The 22,313-nt window shown below is 64.2% G+C and carries 20 protein-coding genes; 10 read left to right on the forward strand and 10 right to left on the reverse strand.

Annotated features, from left to right (window positions below; genetic code table 11):
- Positions 1–43 precede the first annotated feature (43 nt).
- The 4 genes from zwf to VOM14_RS24195 form a co-directional block, all read right to left on the reverse strand.
- Positions 44–1,525, reverse strand: a complete 1,482-nt coding sequence (gene zwf, locus VOM14_RS24180) for a glucose-6-phosphate dehydrogenase (RefSeq protein WP_327631282.1) — start codon at positions 1,523–1,525, stop codon at positions 44–46.
- Between the two features lie 242 nt (positions 1,526–1,767).
- Positions 1,768–2,703 carry a bifunctional Delta(1)-pyrroline-2-carboxylate/Delta(1)-piperideine-2-carboxylate reductase gene (gene lhpI / locus VOM14_RS24185; protein ID WP_327631283.1) on the reverse strand — a complete coding sequence of 312 codons (936 nt, stop codon included), beginning with the start codon at positions 2,701–2,703 and terminating at the stop codon, positions 1,768–1,770.
- A 108-nt stretch (positions 2,704–2,811) separates the two neighbouring features.
- Positions 2,812–3,075, reverse strand: coding sequence for a hypothetical protein (locus VOM14_RS24190; RefSeq protein WP_327631284.1), 264 nt, complete (start codon positions 3,073–3,075; stop codon positions 2,812–2,814).
- Positions 3,076–3,162: 87 nt separating this feature from the next.
- The gene (locus VOM14_RS24195; protein ID WP_327631285.1) at positions 3,163–3,789 is read right to left on the reverse strand and encodes a C39 family peptidase; all 627 of its coding nucleotides are present in this window, start codon (positions 3,787–3,789) and stop codon (positions 3,163–3,165) included.
- Between the two features lie 363 nt (positions 3,790–4,152).
- Here VOM14_RS24195 and VOM14_RS24200 point away from each other — a divergent pair, with 363 nt between their 5' ends.
- The 3 genes from VOM14_RS24200 (at position 4,153) to VOM14_RS24210 (ending at position 6,945) form a co-directional block, all read left to right on the forward strand.
- Entirely contained in the window at positions 4,153–4,407 is a 255-nt protein-coding gene (locus VOM14_RS24200) for a helix-turn-helix transcriptional regulator (protein ID WP_327631375.1), read from the forward strand.
- Positions 4,408–4,409: 2 nt separating this feature from the next.
- The gene (locus tag VOM14_RS24205; RefSeq protein ID WP_327631286.1) at positions 4,410–5,750 is read left to right on the forward strand and encodes a type II toxin-antitoxin system HipA family toxin; all 1,341 of its coding nucleotides are present in this window, start codon (positions 4,410–4,412) and stop codon (positions 5,748–5,750) included.
- 343 nt (positions 5,751–6,093) lie between these two features.
- The gene (locus VOM14_RS24210) at positions 6,094–6,945 is read left to right on the forward strand and encodes a helix-turn-helix domain-containing protein (RefSeq protein ID WP_327631287.1); all 852 of its coding nucleotides are present in this window, start codon (positions 6,094–6,096) and stop codon (positions 6,943–6,945) included.
- Between the two features lie 24 nt (positions 6,946–6,969).
- Here VOM14_RS24210 and VOM14_RS24215 read toward each other — a convergent pair whose 3' ends face one another.
- Positions 6,970–8,832 (reverse strand): ATP-binding response regulator, encoded by a 1,863-nt coding sequence (locus VOM14_RS24215; RefSeq protein ID WP_327631288.1) that lies wholly within the window; start codon positions 8,830–8,832, stop codon positions 6,970–6,972.
- The gene (locus VOM14_RS24220) at positions 8,802–9,344 is read right to left on the reverse strand and encodes a molybdopterin-dependent oxidoreductase (RefSeq protein WP_327631289.1); all 543 of its coding nucleotides are present in this window, start codon (positions 9,342–9,344) and stop codon (positions 8,802–8,804) included. The genes VOM14_RS24215 and VOM14_RS24220 overlap by 31 nt, the downstream gene beginning before the upstream one ends.
- A 220-nt stretch (positions 9,345–9,564) precedes the next feature.
- Between VOM14_RS24220 and VOM14_RS24225 the strand changes: the two genes are divergently transcribed.
- Positions 9,565–10,512, forward strand: coding sequence for a phosphoribosyltransferase (locus VOM14_RS24225; protein WP_327631290.1), 948 nt, complete (start codon positions 9,565–9,567; stop codon positions 10,510–10,512).
- A gap of 4 nt (positions 10,513–10,516) precedes the next feature.
- Here the strand turns inward: VOM14_RS24225 and VOM14_RS24230 are convergent, their stop codons facing one another.
- Entirely contained in the window at positions 10,517–12,217 is a 1,701-nt protein-coding gene (locus tag VOM14_RS24230; protein WP_327631291.1) for an ATP-dependent helicase, read from the reverse strand.
- A gap of 155 nt (positions 12,218–12,372) precedes the next feature.
- Between VOM14_RS24230 and VOM14_RS24235 the strand changes: the two genes are divergently transcribed.
- Together VOM14_RS24235 and VOM14_RS24240 are read left to right on the forward strand one after the other, a co-directional pair.
- Complete coding sequence (locus tag VOM14_RS24235; RefSeq protein ID WP_327631292.1) at positions 12,373–12,999, forward strand: glutathione S-transferase family protein; 627 nt, start codon at positions 12,373–12,375, stop codon at positions 12,997–12,999.
- A gap of 62 nt (positions 13,000–13,061) precedes the next feature.
- The gene (locus tag VOM14_RS24240; RefSeq protein WP_327631293.1) at positions 13,062–13,703 is read left to right on the forward strand and encodes a Fur family transcriptional regulator; all 642 of its coding nucleotides are present in this window, start codon (positions 13,062–13,064) and stop codon (positions 13,701–13,703) included.
- Between the two features lie 123 nt (positions 13,704–13,826).
- Here the strand turns inward: VOM14_RS24240 and VOM14_RS24245 are convergent, their stop codons facing one another.
- A complete protein-coding gene (locus VOM14_RS24245) occupies positions 13,827–14,357 on the reverse strand; it encodes a response regulator (RefSeq protein WP_327631294.1) in 531 nt (176 codons plus the stop codon).
- Positions 14,358–14,695: 338 nt separating this feature from the next.
- Positions 14,696–15,499, reverse strand: coding sequence for a TetR/AcrR family transcriptional regulator (locus VOM14_RS24250; RefSeq protein WP_327631295.1), 804 nt, complete (start codon positions 15,497–15,499; stop codon positions 14,696–14,698).
- 74 nt (positions 15,500–15,573) lie between these two features.
- On the opposite strand from VOM14_RS24250, the gene VOM14_RS24255 reads away from it, so the two are divergent.
- The 3 genes from VOM14_RS24255 (at position 15,574) to VOM14_RS24265 (ending at position 19,719) form a co-directional block, all read left to right on the forward strand.
- Complete coding sequence (locus VOM14_RS24255) at positions 15,574–17,163, forward strand: MDR family MFS transporter (protein WP_327631296.1); 1,590 nt, start codon at positions 15,574–15,576, stop codon at positions 17,161–17,163.
- A 528-nt stretch (positions 17,164–17,691) separates the two neighbouring features.
- The gene (locus tag VOM14_RS24260) at positions 17,692–18,576 is read left to right on the forward strand and encodes a hypothetical protein (RefSeq protein WP_327631297.1); all 885 of its coding nucleotides are present in this window, start codon (positions 17,692–17,694) and stop codon (positions 18,574–18,576) included.
- A gap of 57 nt (positions 18,577–18,633) precedes the next feature.
- On the forward strand, positions 18,634–19,719 hold the full coding sequence (locus tag VOM14_RS24265) for a TAXI family TRAP transporter solute-binding subunit (protein WP_327631298.1): 1,086 nt from the start codon (positions 18,634–18,636) through the stop codon (positions 19,717–19,719).
- Positions 19,720–19,749: 30 nt separating this feature from the next.
- Here VOM14_RS24265 and VOM14_RS24270 read toward each other — a convergent pair whose 3' ends face one another.
- A complete protein-coding gene (locus tag VOM14_RS24270) occupies positions 19,750–21,177 on the reverse strand; it encodes an aminotransferase-like domain-containing protein (RefSeq protein WP_327631299.1) in 1,428 nt (475 codons plus the stop codon).
- A 115-nt stretch (positions 21,178–21,292) separates the two neighbouring features.
- On the opposite strand from VOM14_RS24270, the gene VOM14_RS24275 reads away from it, so the two are divergent.
- On the forward strand, positions 21,293–22,180 hold the full coding sequence (locus VOM14_RS24275) for a DMT family transporter (RefSeq protein ID WP_327631300.1): 888 nt from the start codon (positions 21,293–21,295) through the stop codon (positions 22,178–22,180).
- Positions 22,181–22,313 lie beyond the last annotated feature (133 nt).

The raw sequence follows: 22,313 nt of genomic DNA on the forward strand, positions 1-22,313 counted from the left end.
GCTTCCAGCGGGCTTTTTTATCGCGCCAACAACCATGCGCTGCTTACTGCGATTCCTCCGCCCACACGGCGTCTCCGCGCGCCATCAACGCCGTCGATGCCGCCGGCCCGAACGTGCCCGCCGTGTAGTTGCGCGGGCGCTCGTTCGACTTGGCCCAGCCGTTGAGAATCGGCTCGGCCCACGCCCACGCGGCTTCCAGTTCGTCCCGACGCATGAAGTGCGTGAGACGCCCGCGAATCACGTCGATCAGCAAACGCTCATAGGCTTCCGCGCGACGCTCGGTGAAGGCCTGCTGCAAGTCGAGGTTCAAGTTGACCGGCAGCATATGCATGCCGCTGCCCGGCTCCTTCGCGAGCATCTGCAACTGGATCGACTCTTCCGGCTGCAACTGGATCACGAGACGATTGCCGTAGCTGCGCCCGCCGCTCGGAATGATAGAGAACGGCAGCTCGGAGAATTCGATGACGATCTCCGACACCTTCTTTTGCATGCGCTTGCCGGTGCGCAGGAAAAACGGCACGTTGGCCCAGCGCCAGTTGTTGATATGCGCGCGCAACGCGACAAACGTCTCGGCGCGACTGCCCGCCGGCACGTTGTCTTCCTCGAGATAGCCCTTCACCGCCTCGCCGTCCACCGCGCCCGCCGTGTACTGGCCGCGCACCGTATCGCGCGCGATGTCCTCCGGCGTCATGGGCCGCAACGAGCGCAGCACCTTCAGCTTTTCGTCGCGGACCGCGTCGGGGTCGAGCGATACCGGCGGCTCCATCGCGACGATGCACAGCAGTTGCAACAAGTGGTTCTGCACCATGTCGCGCAGCGCGCCGGTCTTGTCGTAGAAGCCGGCGCGGCTGCCCACCCCCACCGTTTCCGCGACCGTGATCTGCACGCGCTTGATATACGGCGCCTGCCACAGCGGGCCGAAAATCGGATTGCCGAAACGCAGCACCATCAGGTTCTGCACGGTTTCCTTGCCGAGGTAGTGGTCGATCCGGTAGATCTGCGCTTCGCTGAAATGCTTGCCGACCGCCGTGTTGATCTCCTGCGCGGAGGCGAGATCGTGGCCAAGCGGCTTTTCGAGCACGACGCGGGACGTGTCGTCCACGAGCCCCGCCGCCGAAAGGTTCTCGCAGATGTTCATGAACAGATCCGGCGACGTCGCGAGATAGAACACGCGGCGCACGCCGTCACGCGACGCTTCCCTCAACCGCTGATAGTCTTCGGCCGAATCGACGTCCATGCGCACGTATTCGAACAGCGCGAGAAATTTATCCCACGCGGCGGCATCGAATGCTTTCTTTTCAATGAAGGGCTTGGCCTTCTGCTCCATGAACTCGTTGATGTACTCCTCGCGCGACCACGGCTTGCGCCCAATGGTGAGAATGCGCGTCTCCGGCGGCAGATTGCAGTGCAGATGCGCCATGTAGAGTGCGGGCAGCAGCTTGCGAAACGACAGGTCGCCGGTGCCGCCGAAAATGATCATGTCGAGCGGAAGGTCGGGAGAAGCGGAAGCGTTTTGGGTCGTCATAGCGCGGTCGCAGCGTCGTGAGAAAGAGAGCGTCGGTCAGCCAAAGGCCAGGCAGAAAAAGCGGATGCGGGCCTCACGCCGCGCATCCGCACGATTTTCTGGCAAACGTCTATGGTGCAACGTTTTGTGATTGTTTGCACGGCAACATGTGCCGCAGGTTGGCGCAAGATGCCAACACACTTCGGCAAGGAGCTGTTTTCAAGGCATTGTCGTGTCGGCGGCGGCGCTGCGCCGCGCCGCGATCATCCACGCGACAAGGCTTCGCGCGCGACGCGGCACGCGGCCAGGTCCCATGCCGCGCAGCCGACACTTTTGAAAACCACCGGCGTGGACCCTGGCCGCGGCGCGGTGGTGCCCAGCACCTCGGCGATGCCTTGCACGCGCGTCCAATCCACGCCCGCCTGGATGAAATCGCCGGCTTCATGTTGCGCGCCGGCCTGATCGTCGACGAACAGCGCGCTGCCCGCGATCGTGCGCGCGCCGATCTCGACCATGTCCGGCGTGAAGGCGCCCACGCCGATCACGAGCCGGCCCGCGCGCGCTGCTTCGTCGTAGACGGCTTGCCTGCTCGTGGTGAGCGCAATCACCGTGTCGATCGAATCGGGAAGCGTTGCGTGGGGTTCGGCCAGCGGCCGCACCTCGAACGCCTTGCCGCGATGCGCGGCGCAAAACGCGTCGGCGCGCGCCGGCGCACTGCCCTTGACCCACACCCGCGCGCCGGGAAAGAGTTCGCCGATCGCTTCGAGATGATTGAGCGCCTGCGTGCCGGTGCCGATCAGCATGAATTCGCGCGGCGTGGATGCGGCAAACGTCTGCACGCCGAGCATCGACATGGCCGCGGTACGGCGCCCGGTGACCGTCGGCCCGTCGAGTATGAAGAGCGTTTCGCCCGTGTCGGCGTCGAACGCCATGACCTGTCCGTGGATTGTCGGCAGGCCGCGCGGGCCATTGCCTGGACAGACGTTGACGAGCTTGTGGATCGCGAGATCGGGCGCGGTTGCGGGCATCGACAGCAGAATGCCGGTTTCGTTGAGCGGCACGACGAGCCGCTCGGGGCTCGCAATGCGCCCCTGCGCGTAGTCGATGCTCGCGCGCTTGAGCGCCGCGACGAGCGCGGCATAGGGTGTGAGCCGCGCGGTCGCGGCGGCGTCGAATATCTGCGTGGTCGGGCGTGTCATGAGCGTATGAGGATCGCAGTCGGGAACAAGCGATTCTACGACGCGCGGCGTGAACGATTACGGTCACGGGAAAGCGCAGCGCCGCCCAGACGCCCGGTCAAAGCGGATTCACTGCGCCGGGCCCGGATTGGCGCTCTTGTCGACGGAATTATTGCCGTCCGTGAACATGGCGCGGCAGCGCGGGCTGAGTTCGTCGAGGTGCCGCTCCATGCAGGCGGTGATCTTCGCCTTGTTCGGAATGTCGATTGCGCAAAAGTGGATCGCGTCGCGGCGGCAGGCCTTGGCCTGCTCTTCACGCGTGGCGGCGTGAGCCGCACAGACAGCGCCGCTGACGAACAGGCTCGCAGCGAGCAGGACGTGGGTTCTATTCATCTCAAGTCCCCGTGTCGAAAGATCGATGCAGCCGCTTACGCACAAAACGGGCCCGATCAGTCGCCTTGCGACGTGCCCCGCTTCGCGCTAGATCCGGCTGAGCGTCATGCCGCGGCCGGCGTAGAAGCGCGTCATGGTGGCGAACGGCAGGTAGACATCGGCCTGTTGAGGCGCGATGCCCGACGGATTATGAAACCACACGCCGCCGGCGTCGCGTCCGTGCAGCAGGATCAGATGGCCGCCCTGGTGCTGATTGTGCCGCTCGGGATAACGGATTTCCGGGCTCACCGACACAATGGCGAGCGTCCGCGGATTCAGACGCTCGGCGATCGCTTCGAGCGGCGCCTGCGGCAACACGTCGACGTGCACGCCAAACGCGCCGGCCACCCACGTCGCGAACGGGCGATAGATCAAACCGTCGACGCCGCCGTCGTCCCGCATCCGATACACGCCATGCCGCAACGCTTCGTCCAGCAGCGCGGCGCGCGGCGCATGGTCGATACGCCAGTAGTCGAGCGCCGACTCGAGGCACGTCAGGCCGCACAGGCGTTTCGCCCAGAAACGATAACGCTCCGGGTCGGAAAAGCCGCTTGTTTGCCAGTCAGGGTCGTCGCAAGGATCGCCCTGTTGCTCGACGATATGGCGAACCCATTCGGGACTGCCCCATTGCGTGTAATACGGGACGCCGGCGTGGCGCAAGGTGGGTTCGTTCATGTTGACGCGGTATATCGGAAAAGGACGTGAAAGGCGGCGCACGCGTTCACAGCATGGCGCCCGGCTGCTGCATTGTGCCGCCGAAAATCGCCGAGGACGGTCGTCGGGTGAGGGATGTAGGCTTGAGCATAATGTTCGCAGGCGCACCCGCGATCCGCCATGGCGCGGGCGAAAAAAATGTGCCGAGCCTTGTCGGAAGGGCTTTACGAGCTCATCCGGGCATCTTTGCTTTTTATCTGCCAGACGAATATTTGCCAAATATTCGCGAGACAGATATTTTCTGCGAATATCCGCGAGACGAATATTTGCCAAATATTCGCGAGACGAATAAAATTCCTTTATTCGTTCAACGGATATTTTGCCATGTTGCATCTCATTGCCACACCGGACCAGATTGCGCAATTGCTCGCCGCGAGCCGCCGGCAAGCGGGCCTCACGCAGGCCGAAGCCGCCGTGCGTGTCGGCGTCAGCCAAAGCCGCATTTCGGCATGGGAAACCGACGCCGCCGCGCTCACCCTCGTCCAGTTGCTGTTGCTGTGCGGGGTTTACGGCCTGCAATTGCAGCTGCGCGACAAAAACCAGCCGGAGTCTGAACCGGCACCTGCGATCGAGTGGTAAGCATGGCCCGCCCCACTCATTCGCGCGCGCTTTCCGTCTGGGCGAACGGCGAGCGCGTCGGCGTCTGGCGCCTGCCGACGCGCGGCCCGATGGAGTTCGTCTACGAAGCCCAATGGATCGCCTCGCCCGCCGGCCGGCCGCTGTCGCTCTCGCTGCCGTTCACGCCGGGCAACATGGCGCATAAAGGGCCGCGCGTGCTCAATTATTTCGACAACCTGCTGCCCGACAGCGAGGTCGTCCGCAAGCGCATTGCTCAACGTTACCAGACCGAAACGCTGGACGCCTTCGATCTGCTGCAAGCTATCGGCCGCGATTGTGTGGGCGCGGTCCAGTTGCTGCCGGAAGACGACGCGCCGTCTGGCGTCGACCGGATCGAGGGCACGCCGCTGACCGAAGCGGAAATCGAGGCCATGCTGACACGCACGGTCAGCGCGCCGGTGCTCGGCGTCGCGGAAGATATCGACGATTTCCGCATTTCGCTCGCCGGCGCGCAGGAAAAAACCGCGCTGCTGTGGCACGACAACCAGTGGAAACGGCCGCATGGTGCGACGCCGACCACGCATATCTTCAAATTGCCGCTCGGGCTCGTCGGCAACAAGCTGGCCGATCTCACGACCTCGGTCGAAAACGAGTGGCTGTGTCTGCGCATTCTGAGCGCCTTCGGCCTACCGGTCGCGAATACCGAAATCGTCACGTTCGGCAAGCAGCGCGTGCTGAGCGTCGAGCGCTTCGACCGGCAATTGCATTCGAGCGGCCAATGGCTGCTGCGTCTGCCGCAGGAAGACTTTTGCCAAGTGTACGGCGTGCCCTCGCATCGCAAATATGAAAACGAGGGCGGCCCGGGGGTGCTCGATCTCGCGCGCGTGTTGCAGCAATCGGTGACGGCGGCGCAGGACATCGAAACGCTGCTTGCCAGCCAGATTCTTTTCTGGATGCTCGCCGCGCCGGACGGCCACGCGAAGAACTTCAGCATTCGCCTGCTCGCGGGCGGCCGCTACCGCCTGACACCGCTTTACGACGTGATGTCGATCTGGCCGGTCGAAGGCAATGGTCCGAACCAGTGGTCGTGGTTCAAGGCGCGCCTCGCCATGGGCATGTGGTCGCGCAGCAAACACGACGCCTTTCGCGACGTGCAGCGGCGCCACTTCAACACGATGGCGCTCCGGTGCTCGTATGGCGCGAGCGCTGAACCGCTGATCGAGCGTCTGATCGAGGACACGCCGAAGGTGATCGCACGGGTGGCGGCGGAGTTGCCGGAACGGTTTCCGGGCCGGGTCGCCGAGCGGATTTTCAAAGGCCTCAGGAACTCGGCCGCGAAACTCGCGAGAATGCCGCCGAACTGAGCGCGCTTGCGAGGCAGGCTTGCCAGACGCGCACGAGGGCCTTGGGTGGCTGCGCCCGGGTTTCACCGGTAAAATACGTTTATGCGAGATGCATAAAAAAGCGCATGAAAATCACCGCTGTACAAGCGCTGACTTAAGCGCTGAACCTGCCGGTTTTTTTCACTCGCACTGACAGACTCAGCGAGTCGTAAAGGCGCTTTTACAAAAACCCTGAGCGCCATGGTTTTACGGTACATTTGCTGGCCCCTGCGTAGCCGCGTCCCTGTGCGTCCATGATGCATGGCCGCGCGACGCCTGCCCTATCGCTCCCACAGCCCTTTAAGACGGCGGACTCTCACGCAGTATGACCAACGAAACACACTCACACTCCATGGCAGTCGCCGAGCGCGTGCGCGAGTTGATGAGCCGGCACGGAATCGGCAAGCGACAGCAGACCACCGAGCTTTGCCGCATCCTCGATCTGAGTTTTTCGCAGGGACACCGCAAGCTGCGCGGCAATAGTCCGTGGACCCTGTCGCAAATCAAAAAGGTCGCGCAAGTGTACGGCGAGCCGGCGGCGCAACTGTTCGGCGCGCAATCGCTGGACCCCGGCATGGTCGGCGCGATCGCGCAAGAGGCGGTGTTCTGCATCGGCGCAATCGAGCTGCCGTGCACCGCCTGGGTCGGCGCGGCGCTGGAACCAGGCAGCCGTCCGGAATTCGTCGCCTATTCGAAGCTCGGCCAATGGCGCGTGGCGCGTCACGACGGCGCGCTCTATCAAAGCGCCTATGAAGTCCACAAGATCGAGATCTATCCGCGCCGCGCGGAAACGGACAAGCCGACCATCGCGGTGGTCGACGACGATCAGGCGAGCGCCGACAATCTGCGCGACTATCTGGAGCGCAGCGGTTTCGCCGCGGTGGCGATCTACGGACTCGCGGCCTTTGCCGAGCAATTGCAAACGCAAGTGTTCGACGGCGTCGTGATCGACTGGCTATTCGGCGCACAGACCTCGGCGGCCGCGATTCGCGCGGTGCGGGCGTCGGAAAATCCCGACGCGCCGATCTTCGTGCTGACGGGCGAATTGCTGACGGGCAAGGCGAGCGAGTCCGAAATCAGCCAGGTGATTCGCAATTACGACGTCGCCTGCTACGAAAAGCCCGCGCGCATGGCGATTCTGGTGGCCGATCTGTCGAAGCGGCTCAACCGTCCATAAGACACCGGGCCGGCCGGCGCCGTCTCAGACGGTATGCCGCGAAGCCAGCGCGCGCTGCAATGCGTCGCGCAAATCCCCGTAATGTACCGGCTTTAATAACGCTTCGAAAAACGGCCGCGCGCCGTCCTCCATGCTGTTCTCCCCTTCCTTCGTCTGTGCCGCGCCGGCTTCGGGCGCATAAGCGCTGACCACGATCACCGGCACGCCCGACGACGGCCCGCCCCGCGCCGCGAAATCCGCGAGAAACGCGTAGCCGTCGCGCTGCGGCATGTGCAGATCCAGCAAGACGACGTCGCAGCGGCGCGCGTCGAGCCACGCGAGCGCGTCGTCGGCATTGGCGACGGCGTGCGCGTCGTAATCCATATGCGCAACCATTTCGCTCAGCGACTCGCGAATCAGCCGGTTATCGTCGACGATCAGCACGCTCGGCCGCGCGCCGCCCGTCTTTGCCTGCGCGGTCACGCCCGGCGGGTGTGCAGGCTCGACCGAGCTCACCGGAATCGTCACGGTAAAGGTCGTGCCCATGCCGACCGTGCTCGCCACTTCGACCGTGCCGCCGAACAGCTTCACGAGTCCCTGCACGATGGTGAGCCCCATGCCCGCGCCTTCGAAGCGGCGCGTGCGCGAGCCGTCCAGTTGCGTGAACTCCTCGAAGATGAGTGGAATCTGCGCCGCTGGAACGCCCGGCCCTGTGTCGCTGACCACGAAGCTGAGCAGCGCCGGCCGCTGCATCAGCTTCACGCGCACGGCGCCGGTTTCGGTATAGCGGATCGCGTTCGTAACGAGGTTATTGACGATCTGCCGGATGCGATGCGGGTCCGAATCGACGAGGCCGCTCGCGCCGCTCGCCTCGCTCTCGAGCGTCAAGCCGCGCGCGGCGGCGGACATCTCATGTTCATCGACGATCGACGCCAGCAACTCGCGCGGCTCGAAATGCTCGTAACGCAGTTCGAGCTTGCCGGCGCCGAGGCGCGCGTAATCGGTCAGGTCTTTCATCTGCGCTTCGAGATGCCGCGCCGCCGTGTCGAGCCGCTGGATCACCTTGCGGTCGGCTTCCGAGTGATAGTTAAAGCCCAGCAATTCGATCGACGACACGATTGCATGCAAGGGCGTGCGCAGCTCGTGGCTGATCATGCCGAGAAACGCGTCTTTCGCGAGACTCGCCTCGCGCGCCGCGCGGCTCGCCTGGTGCCCGGCTTCGAGCGCCGCGTGCTGCTGATGCATGAGACGCGCACGGCGCCGGCCGTTGAGCACGAGCAGCAGCGTCGCCGCCGCCGACAGCAGCAGCAACACGAGGCCGCCCGCAAACAGCATCCGGCGCTTGTCGATGAAATCGCGGTTCATCGCCTCGCGGTCGGCGACATCGGCGAAACGGCGGCTCAGCGCGAGATCGTTGACGTCGTTCCAGTGCTGGCGCAATTGCGCGACGATCGCATTGACGCCGCCCGGATCTGTCGTCAAAACGGCGACCTCGGGCTCGATTTCAGTCAACAGACGTTCGAGCCCGCGGATTTCATCCAGTTGTCTTTGCAGCAGCGCGACTTGCGGCGTGAGCCGGCGCGTCGAGCCTTCCATCACGTGCAGCTTCGACTGCAGCAACTGGTAGCGCAACAGGAGCCGCTGAAAGTCGTCGTCGACGCCGGCCTGATACAGCAGCAACTGATTCTCGAAGCGCGCGTAGGCGATTTGCAGTTGCGCCGCGTCCCAGTAGAAGCCGTCGTACGAGCCGGTCAACGACTCGGTCGCGCGCGGATTGAGCAGGTTCGCGTACAGCAGATAGCCGATCGCACCGACGGGCGCGGCGAGCGCCGTCAGCCAGATCAGCACATAAAGAACGCGGCGCCACGGACGGCGCGCTATTTGACGATGAGTGCCTTGATCTGCCATACGAATTTCGAATCGCCCAAAGCGCCCACGAGTTCGTCGGGGAACGCGTCGCGCGGATAGATGAGGAACAGAGGCCCGAAGTCGCTGATCTTCAGACGCCGGCCGTTCATGCTGTACGCGAGCACCACGCCGTAGCGGTCGCAGTCGGACACCGGAACCGTGTAGGTGTAGTCGTCGAGTGTGTGAATCTCGACCTGCGTGCCGTGTGCGCCTACCGTCTTCAGAATATCGCCGAGCAGCGGTCCTGAGAAGGTGGAGCGCGGCGTCCAGGTCGTGCCGGTCGTGATCGAATGAGACGGCAGCGCGAGCAGTTGAGCCTCGTCGAAGTGATACACGCGGTGGGCCGCGTCGGTGCTCCTGCTGATTTTGCCCGTGACGTCGAGCGACAACGCCGCGGCATCCGTCTGCGCCTCTACGCTCCACGCGGCGAGCGCGAAGAAGAGCCCGATCGCCCAGCGCGCGCTTCTGTACGCACTGAATCTGCTTTGCCTTGCTGCCGTCAGCCTGGTCATTTGCCTGTTTGCCCGTGGTCTATTTTTTCTCGCGACGATGCCGCCCGCGCGGAACGCCGTGTCTTTCCTTATGTCGCCCGACGCGATCGTCGAACGGCATGCATAATATCGTCAAAATTCTATGCAGAATCAAACGAAAGCCTGCCGCCACGCTGTTCGCCGAGGCGTTCCGCGCACCGGAGGCCGTCTTCGCACACGCGTTACGCGACTCACGAGCGTTATGAACAAGCCGGTTTTGCCTCTCACGTACGAGCAGCTCGATCACTGGATCGAATCGTTGCAGCCCGCTTTGCTTGCCGAGCGTTTCGCCCTGGCGATCGGCATTCTGCGCGGCGGCGCGCCGCTTGCGCTCATGATTTCGCATTCGGCCGGCACGCCGGTCGCGTTTCTGCGCTACGACCGCGCGGCGCGCAAGGTCGCGTGGGACTCGACGCTAGCCATTCCGCCCGCCGGCTCGAAAGTGCTGCTGTGCGAGGACATTGCGGGGCGCGGCTTCACGCTGACCGATTGCATCGCGTTTCTCCAGCAACACGGCCTGCGCGTGAAGACACTGACCGGCGCGGTCGACGAACTGAGCCGCACGCAGCCCGATTACGCGATCGACGCGCGCGGCTACTTCGCCCTGTTCCCGTGGGAACGCCAGGCCTACACGCAGCGTTATCGCGACGACTGGACGCGCATGGAAGCGGGCGACTCGTCCGCGATGGCCGACGATCACGAATATGCGACCTACGCGATCGACCTCGACGGCATTCTGCTGCCCGACGTGCCGCTCGCGCGCTACGACGAAGATCTCGCGGCGGCGCTGCTCGAACGCGATGCGCTGCTGCCCTTCGACGTGCTGCCCGGCATCGACCTGCAAAACGTTCGCACGATCATCACGGGCCGTCCGGAAATGGACCGCGCGCGCACGCAAGCGTGGCTCGCGCGGCATGGCTTCGGCCATATGCAACTGATCATGCGCACGCCCGGCACGCACGACGAAAGCCCGGCCGGCGCCGCCGCTCACAAGGCGGGCGCGGCGCTCGCGGGCGGTGTCACGCATTTCGTCGAAAGCGATCCGGTGCAGGCTTTATTGATCGCGCAACAAGCGCCGCTCCTGCGCGTGATCTGGTGGGACGCGCACACGCGCACCGGCATGCTGGTCGGCGCGCGCGCGTGGACCTAGCGCGTCAGGCCTCGCGCGCTTCTTTTTCCTTGCCGTCCCGGTTGTCTTTCCCGTCACGCAGATGCAGATGCCGCGCGGCGCGCTCCGAGGCGACGATGATCAGCTTCATCGTGGCACGCGTCGCGCCGACGAACAGCTTGCGCGCGATACGCTCGTCGAATGCGTCGAAATCGACTTCGGTCAGGATCACGCACGGCGCGGACTGGCCCTTGAAGCGGTAGATCGATTCGAACAGGACGTCGCCGTCGCGATACTCCGGATTCCCAAATAAATCGTACTTTCCGGTGAAGCTGCGCAGCCGATGCGGCCCGAGATGATCCTGTGCGGTCATCACGGAGCCTTCACGTCCGCGAAACGACAGCACCGCGATGTCCTGCTTGCGGAAACCGAGTGACAGCGCCTGCGTGATCGCGCGCTTGGTCGCCTCGGTGGCGCCTTCGGCAGCGTTCGTTTCGTCGTAGACGGACAGCGAAATGTCGGAGCCGTCGAACGGACTGCCGGAGGCGAGCGCCGCCGCGACCGGCACCGATGCACCGATGACGTCGCGCACGTAATCCAGAATGTCGCGCGGACTGCGATAGTTGGTGGTTTCCTTCAGCGTGGTCCAGCCGGGCAGCGCGACCGGCTCACGCATATACAGGTTCTGCAGCGGATCTTCGAGCCACCACCACGCACCGCCGGGACGCAACAGGCGTTCGAGTGCGGCGACCCACGGCTCCTGAAAATCCTGGCCTTCGTCGACGATCAGCACGTCGAATTGCCAGCGCGCTTCAATGGGCGTTTCGGCGAACATCGTTTCCAGCCGGTCGAACACCTGGCCCGACTGGAAATCGGGCTCGCGGCCCGCGTCGCGCGCAATCCAGTCGCACAGTTGATGGTAATTCGCGACCTTCGCCTCGGGCGGCGCGACACGCGCGATGTGATCCGCCAGCGGCCGGTTGAAACACACATACAAAGGACGCTGCCCGCGCGCCACGGCGTCTTTCATCACCTGCACCGCGAGTTGCGTCTTGCCGGAGCCGGCCGTGCCGATCACGCGCAAGCGAAATGGTGAGAAGTCGAGCCGCCGCGCCCAGGTTGCCAGGCCGCCCGCGAGCCGCGTGACGAGTGTGCCCGCCTGGCCCACGAGCGCGCTCGCGTCCGGCGTGAGCGCGAGTTCGTCGGCGAGAAAGTGATGGATTTTCGACGCACAGGCGAGGCGCGGTTCGTCGGCGGGCAATGCTTCGCGGATCACCGCGGCGAGCCGGTCACGGCGCGTTGCGTCGACGATCCGCGCGGGATTCACGCCGGCAATCGCAGCGTCTTTCACGATGTGGTCGGGGCAGTACAGCAGTTCCTCGATAAAATACGTGCCCGCGCCGAACGCGGCGGTAAAACGCCGGTGCAAACCCTCGATGGTATGCGCGAGCGCAATCGCCACATTGCGCTCGGTTTGCAGATAGACCTTGACGAGCCCCTTCGGCGTTTCGCGCAGGAAGCCGGTTTTCTGTTCGACGATCATCACGCGTCCGGCCGGACTCACGATCACGAAATCGGCCTCGCCGAATACCGAGAAGTTCTGGTTGAGCCGCGTCCAGTGCACGCCGTGATAGACGGTGTAAGTGTCGGGAAGCGCCTGTTCCAGCAGCGCAAGGGTTTCGCGCTCGCGCGACGCCGCGCCGGTGGCGGCGAGGCTCTTCCAGTCGTCGGGAACAATGCGGGCCATGCGGTGCCTCAGCGTATTTCGGTGCGCTCATTGTACGCAACGCATCGGGCGGCCGGCTGCGCGCGCGGCAACGCGAGGCGCATCGTGTATCGTTACTGGTTGAACGCCGCGCGCGAGGCGCGGCTTGCCAATTGTCAACAAAAGGAACTGACCGGATGATTACGATCTGGGGACGCGCGAACTCAGTCAACGTGCAAAAAGTCTTGTGGTGCTGCGACGAACTGGTGCTGGCGTACGAGCGCATCGACGCCGGCCTGCAATTCGGCCGCAACAACGAACCCGACTATCTTTCGATGAACCCGACCGGCAAGATTCCCACGCTGGTCGACGACGACTTCGTCCTCTGGGAATCGAACTCGATCCTGCGCTATCTGGCGCTGCAGTACGGCGAGTCGGGCCCGCTGTATCCGGCCGAGCCGAAGCTGCGCGCGAGCATCGACCGCTGGCTCGACTGGTCGCTGTCCACGCTGCAACCGGCCGAGCGGCCGGTGTTCTGGACGCTCGTGCGCACGCCGCCGGAACAGCGCGACGCGGCGAAACTCGCCGACGACATCCGCGGCGTCACGGTGCTGTGGCGGCTGCTCGATACGTATCTGCAAGGGCGCTTCTTTCTTGAAAGCGACAAGTTCACACTCGCCGATATCGTGATCGGCGCGTACGCAAAACGCTGGTTCGGCCTTGCGGGCGTCGAGCGGCCGCCGCTGCCGAATGTGGAGCGCTGGTATTCGCGCATCGCGACACGGCCGGGCTTCAAGAAATACGTCGACTTTCCGTTGACGTGAGTCCGGGCGCGCGCGCTCGCCCGGCGCAGCGGCACACCGGCGTTGACCTTTATAATCGACGCATGAAGAACGCCAAGCCAGCCGCGAACGCCGCGAACACAGCCAGTCGGGAGAAAGTGGAGCAAGCCGCCGCTGCCTCGTCCGCTCACGCGCATGCGCATCCCGCCGCGCTCGCGCCCGGGCATGCGCATGACGGCTCGCAGGAAGCCGCGCTCGCCCTCGCGGAGGAATACTGCCGCGAGCGCGGCGAAAAGCTCACGCCGATCCGCCGCAAAGTGCTCGAATTGCTGCTGAATTCGGGGCGCGCCACGAAGGCGTATTCGTTGCTCGACGACATGCGCCAGATTCATCCGGGATCGGCGCCGCCCACGGTTTATCGCGCGCTGGATTTCCTGCTCTCGGCGGGGCTCGTGCATCGGATCGAATCGATCAACGCGTTCACTGTCTGCCACGACCTGACGCAATGCCAGCACGGCATTCTGGTGGTCTGCCAGCAGTGCGGCAATGTCACCGAACTGCATCAACCGAAACTGCGCCAGGCGCTCGTCGCGCAAATAGAAGACGCGGGTTACCGCATCGCGAGCGACGAAATCGAGTTGAAGGGAGTGTGTTCGGCGTGTCAGGCAGCGGAAGCGGCCAGCGCCACGGCCGCAACTGCGGACGCCTTGAAAGCGGGATCGACGGCGCCCATCGCCGCTAAATAACGGTTGTGCGCTATTAATAACGGCGATGCGCTGTGACTCTGGAGCAAAGCGCTGTCTGCTTCCTTGCGCCTCGCGCTTTGCGCCTTGCCTTGCGCCGCGTGGCGCCACGTAGCGCCTGAGCGTTCAACGCGCCGCGCGTGCGCCGATGGCGTCGTGCAACAGCGTCACCAGATCTTCCGGCAACGCCGGCTTGGTCATGAAATGCTGGAAACCTTCGCCGATGCTTCGCAGGCGGTAAGCGTCGTCCGTGTGGCCGGTCAGGGCTACTGCCACCGAAGGCGCGTGATCGCCGCGAATCTCGTGATCGCGCAAGCGCTGGATGAGATAGAAACCGTCCATGGCGGGCAGTTCGAGGTCGCAGACCACCGCATCCGGCAATAGCCGAACGGCCGCTTCGACACCCTCTTCCGCATCCGCCACTGCGACGACGTTCGCCCCTTCCGCTTCCAGCAACAAGGTCAGCGATTCCCGGCTGTCCGGGTCGTCTTCCACGAGCACGATCGTGGCGTGATCGAGTCTCAATGCTCCGTTCATTTTCTGTTGTTGCTCTATCAATCCGGTTAGGCCGTCAGACTGGGCCAACGTATCGCCTTGCTTTTTATGCTGATGATGCTGTTTGCCGCCGATTCGCGCGGCCGCAGTAGTGCTGTTCATGGTTCCGACTCGAATTCATGTGCCAAGTTGCAAAAGGCGTCCGATTGTAAACCGGCCGCTTCCATAACCCGCGCACAGTAACGCGCCAAAATTGCACGCCAATGAAAAAGCGGCTCCCGGCGGCCATCTCCCTGCCAACCGGTGCCGACACCCGATTCGCCACGGCGCCCCGGGCGAGACGTTGCACGGGACGCCGCGGCATCTTTTCTGTTACTGCTTCGATTTCTTATGTGGCGCCGGCATCCCCGTTGCGCGACGCGCGCATTCATCCCCGTGAGTAGCACGTTATGTGCCGCGCATGAGGCCGTGCACGAGGATCGCGCCTGAAGCCGCGCGGATCAGTCCGCTATCTTCGGACCTATTCCCTGCACCAGCAGCGCGACGGCGTGACGCGCAATCTCCTTGGCGCCTGGCGGGCGGCGTCTCGGGTCGTTGCGCCACAGCTTCGAGGCGGCCAACGGCAAGACCGTCAGCCCGAGCAGCGTGACGAATACGAGCGAGGGTTCCAGCGCGGGATTCAGACGCCCTTCTTTCTGCCATCGCTCGATGGCGGCAAGCGATGCCTTCTGATGCGCGTCGCCGAAACGCCCGTGCATGCGCTGCCGCAGCAAACCGCTGTCGCTAATGACTTCGCGCACCCACAGCGACGGAAACCACGGACGCTCCACCGCCGCCTGCACGAGCCGCTCCGCAAGCTGCGTGATCGCCTTGACGGGATCGTCGGCATGCTCCTGGAACGGCACGCCAAGGCTCGCGCGCAACGGACCGAAACGTTCGTCGATCAGCACGTCGAGCAGTTGATCGCGCGTCTTGAAGTAGTAATGCATCATGGCCGGCGTGAAGCCGGCCTCGCGGGCAATCTGGCCCAGCGTCGTATCGACGATGCCCTGGCGGGCGAACAGCTCGACCGCCGCGTCGAGCAGACGGCCGCGCTGCTGCGGACCGCGCGCGGCGCCCGACGGTCGGCCCGGCCGCCGCGCGGGCGTATCGTGCGACGCCGATGTTGGCGAGGCACTTGCCGCGGCGTCCATGGCGACGCTCGCGGCCGGCCTGCCGCGCTTGCGCGTCTTCACCGCAGCCGCGCGTTGCGGCGCATGCTTCGCGCTGCCCACTTTTTTATCCACCGATGGAATCCTTGCCATTGCACTCATTTGACGGGCGACAGAATGTCGCATATATTAATTTCCACATTAATTAATTTCAAGGCGGTTCTGTCATGCAACACTCGAGCGTCACGCAATCCGATCATCTGATGAACGGCGATCCGCCCGCTGCGGCGCCGGGCACCGCCGAGTCGGCGTCGAGGCGCGAGGCAAACACGCGGTCAGGCGAGCGCGCCGCCGATCATCCGCCAATTCGCCTGCTCTTCCCCGCGTTGTTGCTGGTCATGCTGCTCGCCGCGCTCGACCAGACAATCGTGTCGACCGCGCTGCCGACCATCGTCGGCGAACTCGGCGGACTGAACAACCTCTCGTGGGTCGTGACGGCTTACCTGCTCAGCTCGACCATCGTCGTGCCGCTTTACGGCAAGCTCGGCGATCTGTTCGGCCGCAAGATCGTGTTGCAAACCGCCATCGGAATTTTCCTCGTGGGCTCCGCATTGTGCGGGATGGCGCAGGACATGACGCAGCTGATCGTGTTGCGCGCCTTGCAAGGACTCGGCGGAGGCGGCCTGCTCGTCGTCACGATGGCCGCAATCGCAGACGTCATTCCGCCCGCCGAGCGTGGCCGCTATCAAGGTGTGTTCGGCGGCGTGTTCGGGCTCGCGACGGTGATCGGTCCGCTGCTCGGCGGTTTTCTCGTCGAACATCTCACGTGGCGCTGGATTTTCTATATCAACCTGCCGCTCGGCATCCTCTCGCTGCTGGTGATCGGCGCGGTGTTCAAGCCGCATGTGCGCCACGTGAAGCACGTCATCGACTACATGGGCGCCGCGTTTCTGGCGGGCGCGCTCACCTGCGTCATTCTGTTCACGAGCGAAGGCGGCACGGTCTTGCCGTGGTCGTCGCCGCAGCTGTGGATCACGCTCGGAATGGGGCTCGTGGCGATCTGGGGTTTCATCCACGAAGAACGCAGCGCCGCCGAACCGATCATGCCGCTCGAACTCTTCAGGCAACGCACGTTTGTGCTGAGCAGTCTGATCGGCTTCATCGTCGGCGTGGCGATGTTCGGCTCGGTCACGTTCCTGCCGCTCTATCTGCAAGTGGTCAAAGGCTCGACGCCGACACAAGCGGGCATGCAGATGCTGCCCATGATGGGCGGCCTCTTCGTCATGTCGATGGTGACTGGCCGTTTGATCAGCAAGATTGGCCGTTATCGCATGTTTCCTATTGCGGGCACGCTGCTAGTCGCCGTCGCCATGGTGTTGCTCGCGCGTTTGCAGATCGACACGCCGATTCATGTGATGTATCTCGACATGGGCCTGCTCGGTTGCGGTCTCGGCATGGTGATGCAGGTGTTGATCCTCGCGGTGCAAAACACCGTGGAGTTCAGGCATATGGGCGTCGCCACTTCGGGCGCCACGCTGTTCCGTTCGATTGGCGGCTCGATCGGTGTGGCCGCGTTCGGCGCCGTCTTCTCGAACGGCCTCGCCGGGCGTCTGGAAACGCTGATCCCGCCCGACACCGAATTGCCGCATGCGCTCGGGCCCGCCGCGATCCACCAGTTGCCTGATGCGTTGCGCGCCGATTATCTGCAGGCATTCGCCGGTGCGCTGCACACGGTGTATCTGTCGGCGGCTTGCGTCGTGCTTCTCGCATTCGCCCTCGCCTGGCTGCTCAAAGACCATCCGTTGCGTCAGCAATAATCCACCTCCCCTGCTTCGGGCGCATCACGCAAATACGCATTGCGCGCGCCCGAAATTCATGCCCGTGCAGCGCGCTCTAACATAAAAAATCCGGCGCCTGTTCGTTCTTCTGGCATGCGCGATCATTCGTCCTACCTGGTAATGTGCGGTAGCGCACACAACATAGGGTGGATCGTCCATTGACGCCGGCACCGAAACGCCACATATTGAAACCCGCGGCACGGCAAGCCTGACTTGCTTTGCCCGGACTCTCTGGCGCATGTAGATCGTGGTTTCCGCGGACACCTGGACCGCCTCAAACGCGATCGGGAGCATGCCTTCATTGGCATTGTTTTCCACAGGTGGAGCCATAGCATGTCCATGCAGACTCTAGCGGGCCATCAATTTCCGACGCCCTGCAATCAATGTGGCGGAGCCCTGTACCGGGAAGTCGATCGTTGCCCGTACTGCGGCGCAGGCCATCCACTCGACTCGAGCCCGCCGCCCGCGCGCACCGCGTGGCGAGGCAGCCACTTGAGCACGATGAACATGTCAACGCTCCAGGACAGCTTCGGGCCGCCGGCGATCAGCGAACCCGACTTCCCCGGCGGCGCACTACACGCGGGCCTCAACCTCGCGCCCGCAGGCGCGCTTCAGTCGTCGACGTCGTCGCTGCTTGCCACCGACACGTCGCTGCTGCCCGCCACCGATATCGACGATGCCGATGAATTCGAGCCTCACGTCGGGTTGCGTCTGCGCAACGTGCTGCTCGCGGCGGCGGTGGTTGTCGCGGCGGGCCTGGCGTATGTCGGCTACGCACTATTCAGCGACTCGCAATTCGGCCGCAGCGAGCCGCCCGCCGACGCCAACCAGGACGCGAGGACAACAACCGGCATCATCGAGCGATATACGCCCGCTCAATCGGCCGGCTCGCGCCCTGCTGCTTTGCCTGGCACTTCGCCTGGCGCGGCGGTGGCGATCGCCGCGACGCCCAACGTGATCAATCTGATGCCGACGGCGCAAGAGAAAGTGGCGGTTCCCGCCAGGCCCGCGACGCCACAATTCCGCAGTGCCGCGCAAGCGTTGCAGGCGGCGCATGCCGCATTCAGCGCCAACGATCTGAGCGCCGCGCAAGCCGCGCTCGGCGCGGCACAGTCGCTGCAACCGGACAATAGCGCCGCGCAAGGGCTGGCCACCGAGATCAAACCGTTGGCCGCGCGCCGCGATGCCGCGTTGCTCGCGGCACGCCTGTGCGCCGATCAGCAGTCGTGGCCCTGCGCGCGCGAGCATGCGAACGAGGCGCTCGCGCTCGACGCCGGCAACGACGCGGCGAAGACCATCCTCGAACGGGTGATTCGCGAAACCGGCTGGGCGCCGCTGAGTCCGCAACTGGCGAACGCCGGGCAGGTCCACAAACAGGCAAGCAATAAATAGTCTGGATGCCGAATCGATCGGCACAGCCGTACCAACCTGGACCGATAGGTAAAAACCATGCTGAAGAAACTTGTGACGAAATGGCTGGGGCTCGTGCTAATGGCGATGTTTTCCCTGGCCAGCGCCGAGCCCGCGCATTACAAGATCGTCACCGGGCCGGAGCGAGGCACCTACATCCAGTTCGGTCAGGATCTGTCGAAATGGGTCGCGCAGCCGGCCGGCATCGATCTCACGGTGGTGGCGTCCAAAGGCTCTGCCGAGAACGTGCAACGCATGCGCTTCGAGCCCGGCGTGAAGCTCGCGCTGGTGCAATCGGACGTTTATCAGGCGTATGTCGACATGGCCAACTCGGGCAATCCCGACGCGGGCACGACGATTCGCCCGCTGCGCCTCATCATGCCGCTCTACGACGAGGAAATTAACGTGGTGGTGCGCGCGGATTCGCCGCTCAAAACGCTCAGCGACATCAAGGACAAGACGATCAGCGTCGGCCTGCTCGGCAGCGGCACTGCACAATCGGCGACCACGCTGTATCGCCTGATGTTCGGCCAGCCGATTCCCGAAGAGAACATCCAGCATCTCAGCAATGAAGACGCGCTCGCCGCGTTGATCGTGAAGAAGGTGGATGTGGCGATCATCGTGGTCGGGCAGCCGGCGAAACTCTTCAACGACATGAATCCGGAACTGCTGCAACAGATCCGTCTGCTGAAAGTCGATCCCAACGCGCCTGAAACGGTGCGCGCAAAACAGATCTATTTCCCGGCGACGATCCGCGCCACGAGCTATCCGACCTGGCTGAAAGAAGATGTTCCGGGTCTCACGGTGAAGGCATTTCTCGTCACGTACGACTACGGTCTGCGCGACACCGTCGGCAACCTGAATCACTTCGCCGATTCGCTGTGCGCCAACTTCGACAACTTGCAGGAACACGGGCATCCGAAGTGGAAGCAAGTGAAGCTGGAGTTGCCGACTCTCGTGCGCGGCTGGAAATATTACCCGCCGGTCGAGAAACATTTGCGGGCCTGCCTCGCGAACCGAAACGCCGGCATCAGCACGAACATCAACGCGACGGCGGCTCAGCCCGCGCAGAAACCGCGCAGCAATTGCACGAACCAGGAACGCCTGCTTCTGCTGTGCAAGTAAGGCGCGCGAAGGCCAGCGCGCTTACGCCTGTCACGCGCGCTCGCTTGCGAGCGCCGCGCTTTCCATGGCCCGCTGCAACGCCTCGTAGACTTTCGGGCGATTGCATTGCGACACGTTGAACCGCAAGTAACCCGCCGCCGACTGCGACACGCTGAACACATTGCCCGGCGCGAATACGACATTTGCGGCCAGCGCGTGGCGCGCAATGTCGGCTGCGTCGAGCGAATCGGGCAAACGCGCCCACACGAACATGCCGGCGCGCGGCCGGGTCCACACGTCGAGACCGGCATAGCCTAAACGGCGCATGGTCTCGCCCATCGCGTCCGCGAGCTTCGCGCGCATGGATTCGAGATGACGCCGGTAAGTGCCGTCCACGAGCAGGCGATGCACGACGCTTGCCGCGAGTTGCCCGTTGCCGAACGACGTGGCGAGCTTCAGGTCGATCAGCGGCTCGATCCATTCGGCGCGCGCGGCAATATAGCCGCAACGCGCGGCGGCGGAGAGCGTTTTCGAAAAGCTGCCTATCGACACCACGCGCGCGAGCCCGTCGAAGGCCGCGAGACGCGGCGCGGCTTCGTCTTCGAAGTCCGCGAAAATGTCGTCCTCCACCACGATCAGATTGTGTTCGCCCGCGAGCTTCAGCAGCCGATGCGCAATCGCGGGCGCGAGCGTCGCGCCGGTCGGATTATGAATCGCGGAATTGGTCACATAAAGCCGCGGACGATGCTCGATCAGCGCGCGTTCGAAAGCAGCGAGATCCGGGCCGGACGGCGTATAAGGCACGCCGACGATGCGCGCGCGATGTGCCCGCAGCAGCGCCTGAAAGTTGAAATAGCAAGGATCGTCGATCAGAACCGTGTCGCCCGGTTCGAGCAGAAAGCGGCACACGAGGTCCAGCGCGTGCGTGCCGCCGTCGGTCAGAACGATCTGTTCCGGCGGCGCTTCGACACCATGCTGCGCGAGCCGCCACGCGAGTTGCTGACGCAGCGCCGGCAAACCGTAGGGGTTGGCATAGTCGGCGAGCGGCGACTGCGGATCGCGCGCCAACGCCCGCAACGCGCGGCGCACGCCGTCTTCGGGCAGCCACGATGCCGGCATCCAGCCACAACCCGGTTTCAGCATGGTCGAACCTGCCTGAAGCGACTGGCGCGTGAGCCACAGCGGGTCCACCTCGCGATCCAGACGCGGTCCAAGATCGGCGAGCGTGAGCGGCGGCGCATGGCCCGACACGAAAAATCCCGAGCCGCGCCGCGCTACGATCACGCCTTCGGCCACGAGCCGGTCGTAGGCCTCGACCACCGTCGATTTCGACACGCCAAGCGCGTCTGTCATGACGCGGATCGACGGCACGCGAGCGCCGGGCATCAGCGAGCGGCTCGCAATACGCTCGCGAAGATTGTCCATGACGATGCCGACGCGCGTGCCGGACGGCGGCGTTGCCGGTTCAGTTTCAGCCATCTGTACTGCTCCTTCGTCGGTACAGTTTGCATGAATTGTACTGATCCGTAGCTTAACGTTTTCTCGCCGGAAGCGGATGCTATAGGCTTCATTTCACTGCGCATGGATCTTTCCGATGGACAAGACAACAAACGGCTGGTTGAGCGGGCTCATAGGCGTGTTGATTTTCAGCGGCTCGCTGCCGGCCACCCGCATCGCCGTGCTGGGACTCGATCCTGTGTTCGTGACGGTGGCGCGCGCGACCATTGCGGGCACGCTGGGTTTGTTGCTGCTGGTCGTGTTTCGCGAAGCACGCCCCGCGCGCCGCGATCTCGTTCCGCTGGTAGTCGTCGCGTTCGGCGTGGTGGTCGGCTTTCCGCTTCTGACCGCGTTCGCGCTGCGTCACATCAGTTCGGCGCATGCGATCGTGTTCGTCGGATTGCTGCCGCTCGCCACCGCGATCTTCGGCGTGCTGCGCGGCGGCGAACGTCCGCAGCCCGCGTTCTGGCTGTTTTCGGCGCTCGGCAGCAGCGCGGTGGTCGCGTTTGCCTTGCGCCACGGCCTCGACGCGTCTCCCATTGGCGACGCGCTGATGCTCGCCGCGATCGTCGTCTGCGGGCTCGGCTATGCGGAGGGCGCGCGGCTTTCGCGGCATCTCGGCGGCTGGCAGGTCATTTCGTGGGCGCTCGTGCTGTCGCTTCCGCTCATGCTGCCGCTCGCGTGGTGGACCCGGCCGGTTTCGTTCGACGGCATCAGCCACGCGGCGCTGTGGGGCCTCGCCTATGTGTCGCTGTTCAGCATGCTGATCGGTTTCGTGTTCTGGTATCGCGGGCTGGCGCTCGGCGGCATCGCGGGAGTCGGGCAACTGCAATTGCTGCAGCCGTTCTTTGGGCTGCTGCTCGCCGGCTTGCTGCTGCACGAACAGGTGCCGCCATCGATGATCGCGGTCACCGTCGCCGTGGTGGCCTGCGTGGCTGGCGCGCGGCGCTTTTCCAGGACGGCGCCGGCGCGGCGCGCGGCGTGAAAGGCGCGGTAAGGTCGCGATCGTTCAACGCAATTTCCGTCCCGCGATTTTTGACGGGCTTCAAATTCGCGCACGCGGCGGGCATAGTAAAACGTATCCTCAGAACAACAGGCCGCCCGGCCGCCCAGGACTA

This window comes from Paraburkholderia sp. MPAMCS5, from assembly GCF_036016995.1.
GTDB lineage: Bacteria > Pseudomonadota > Gammaproteobacteria > Burkholderiales > Burkholderiaceae > Paraburkholderia.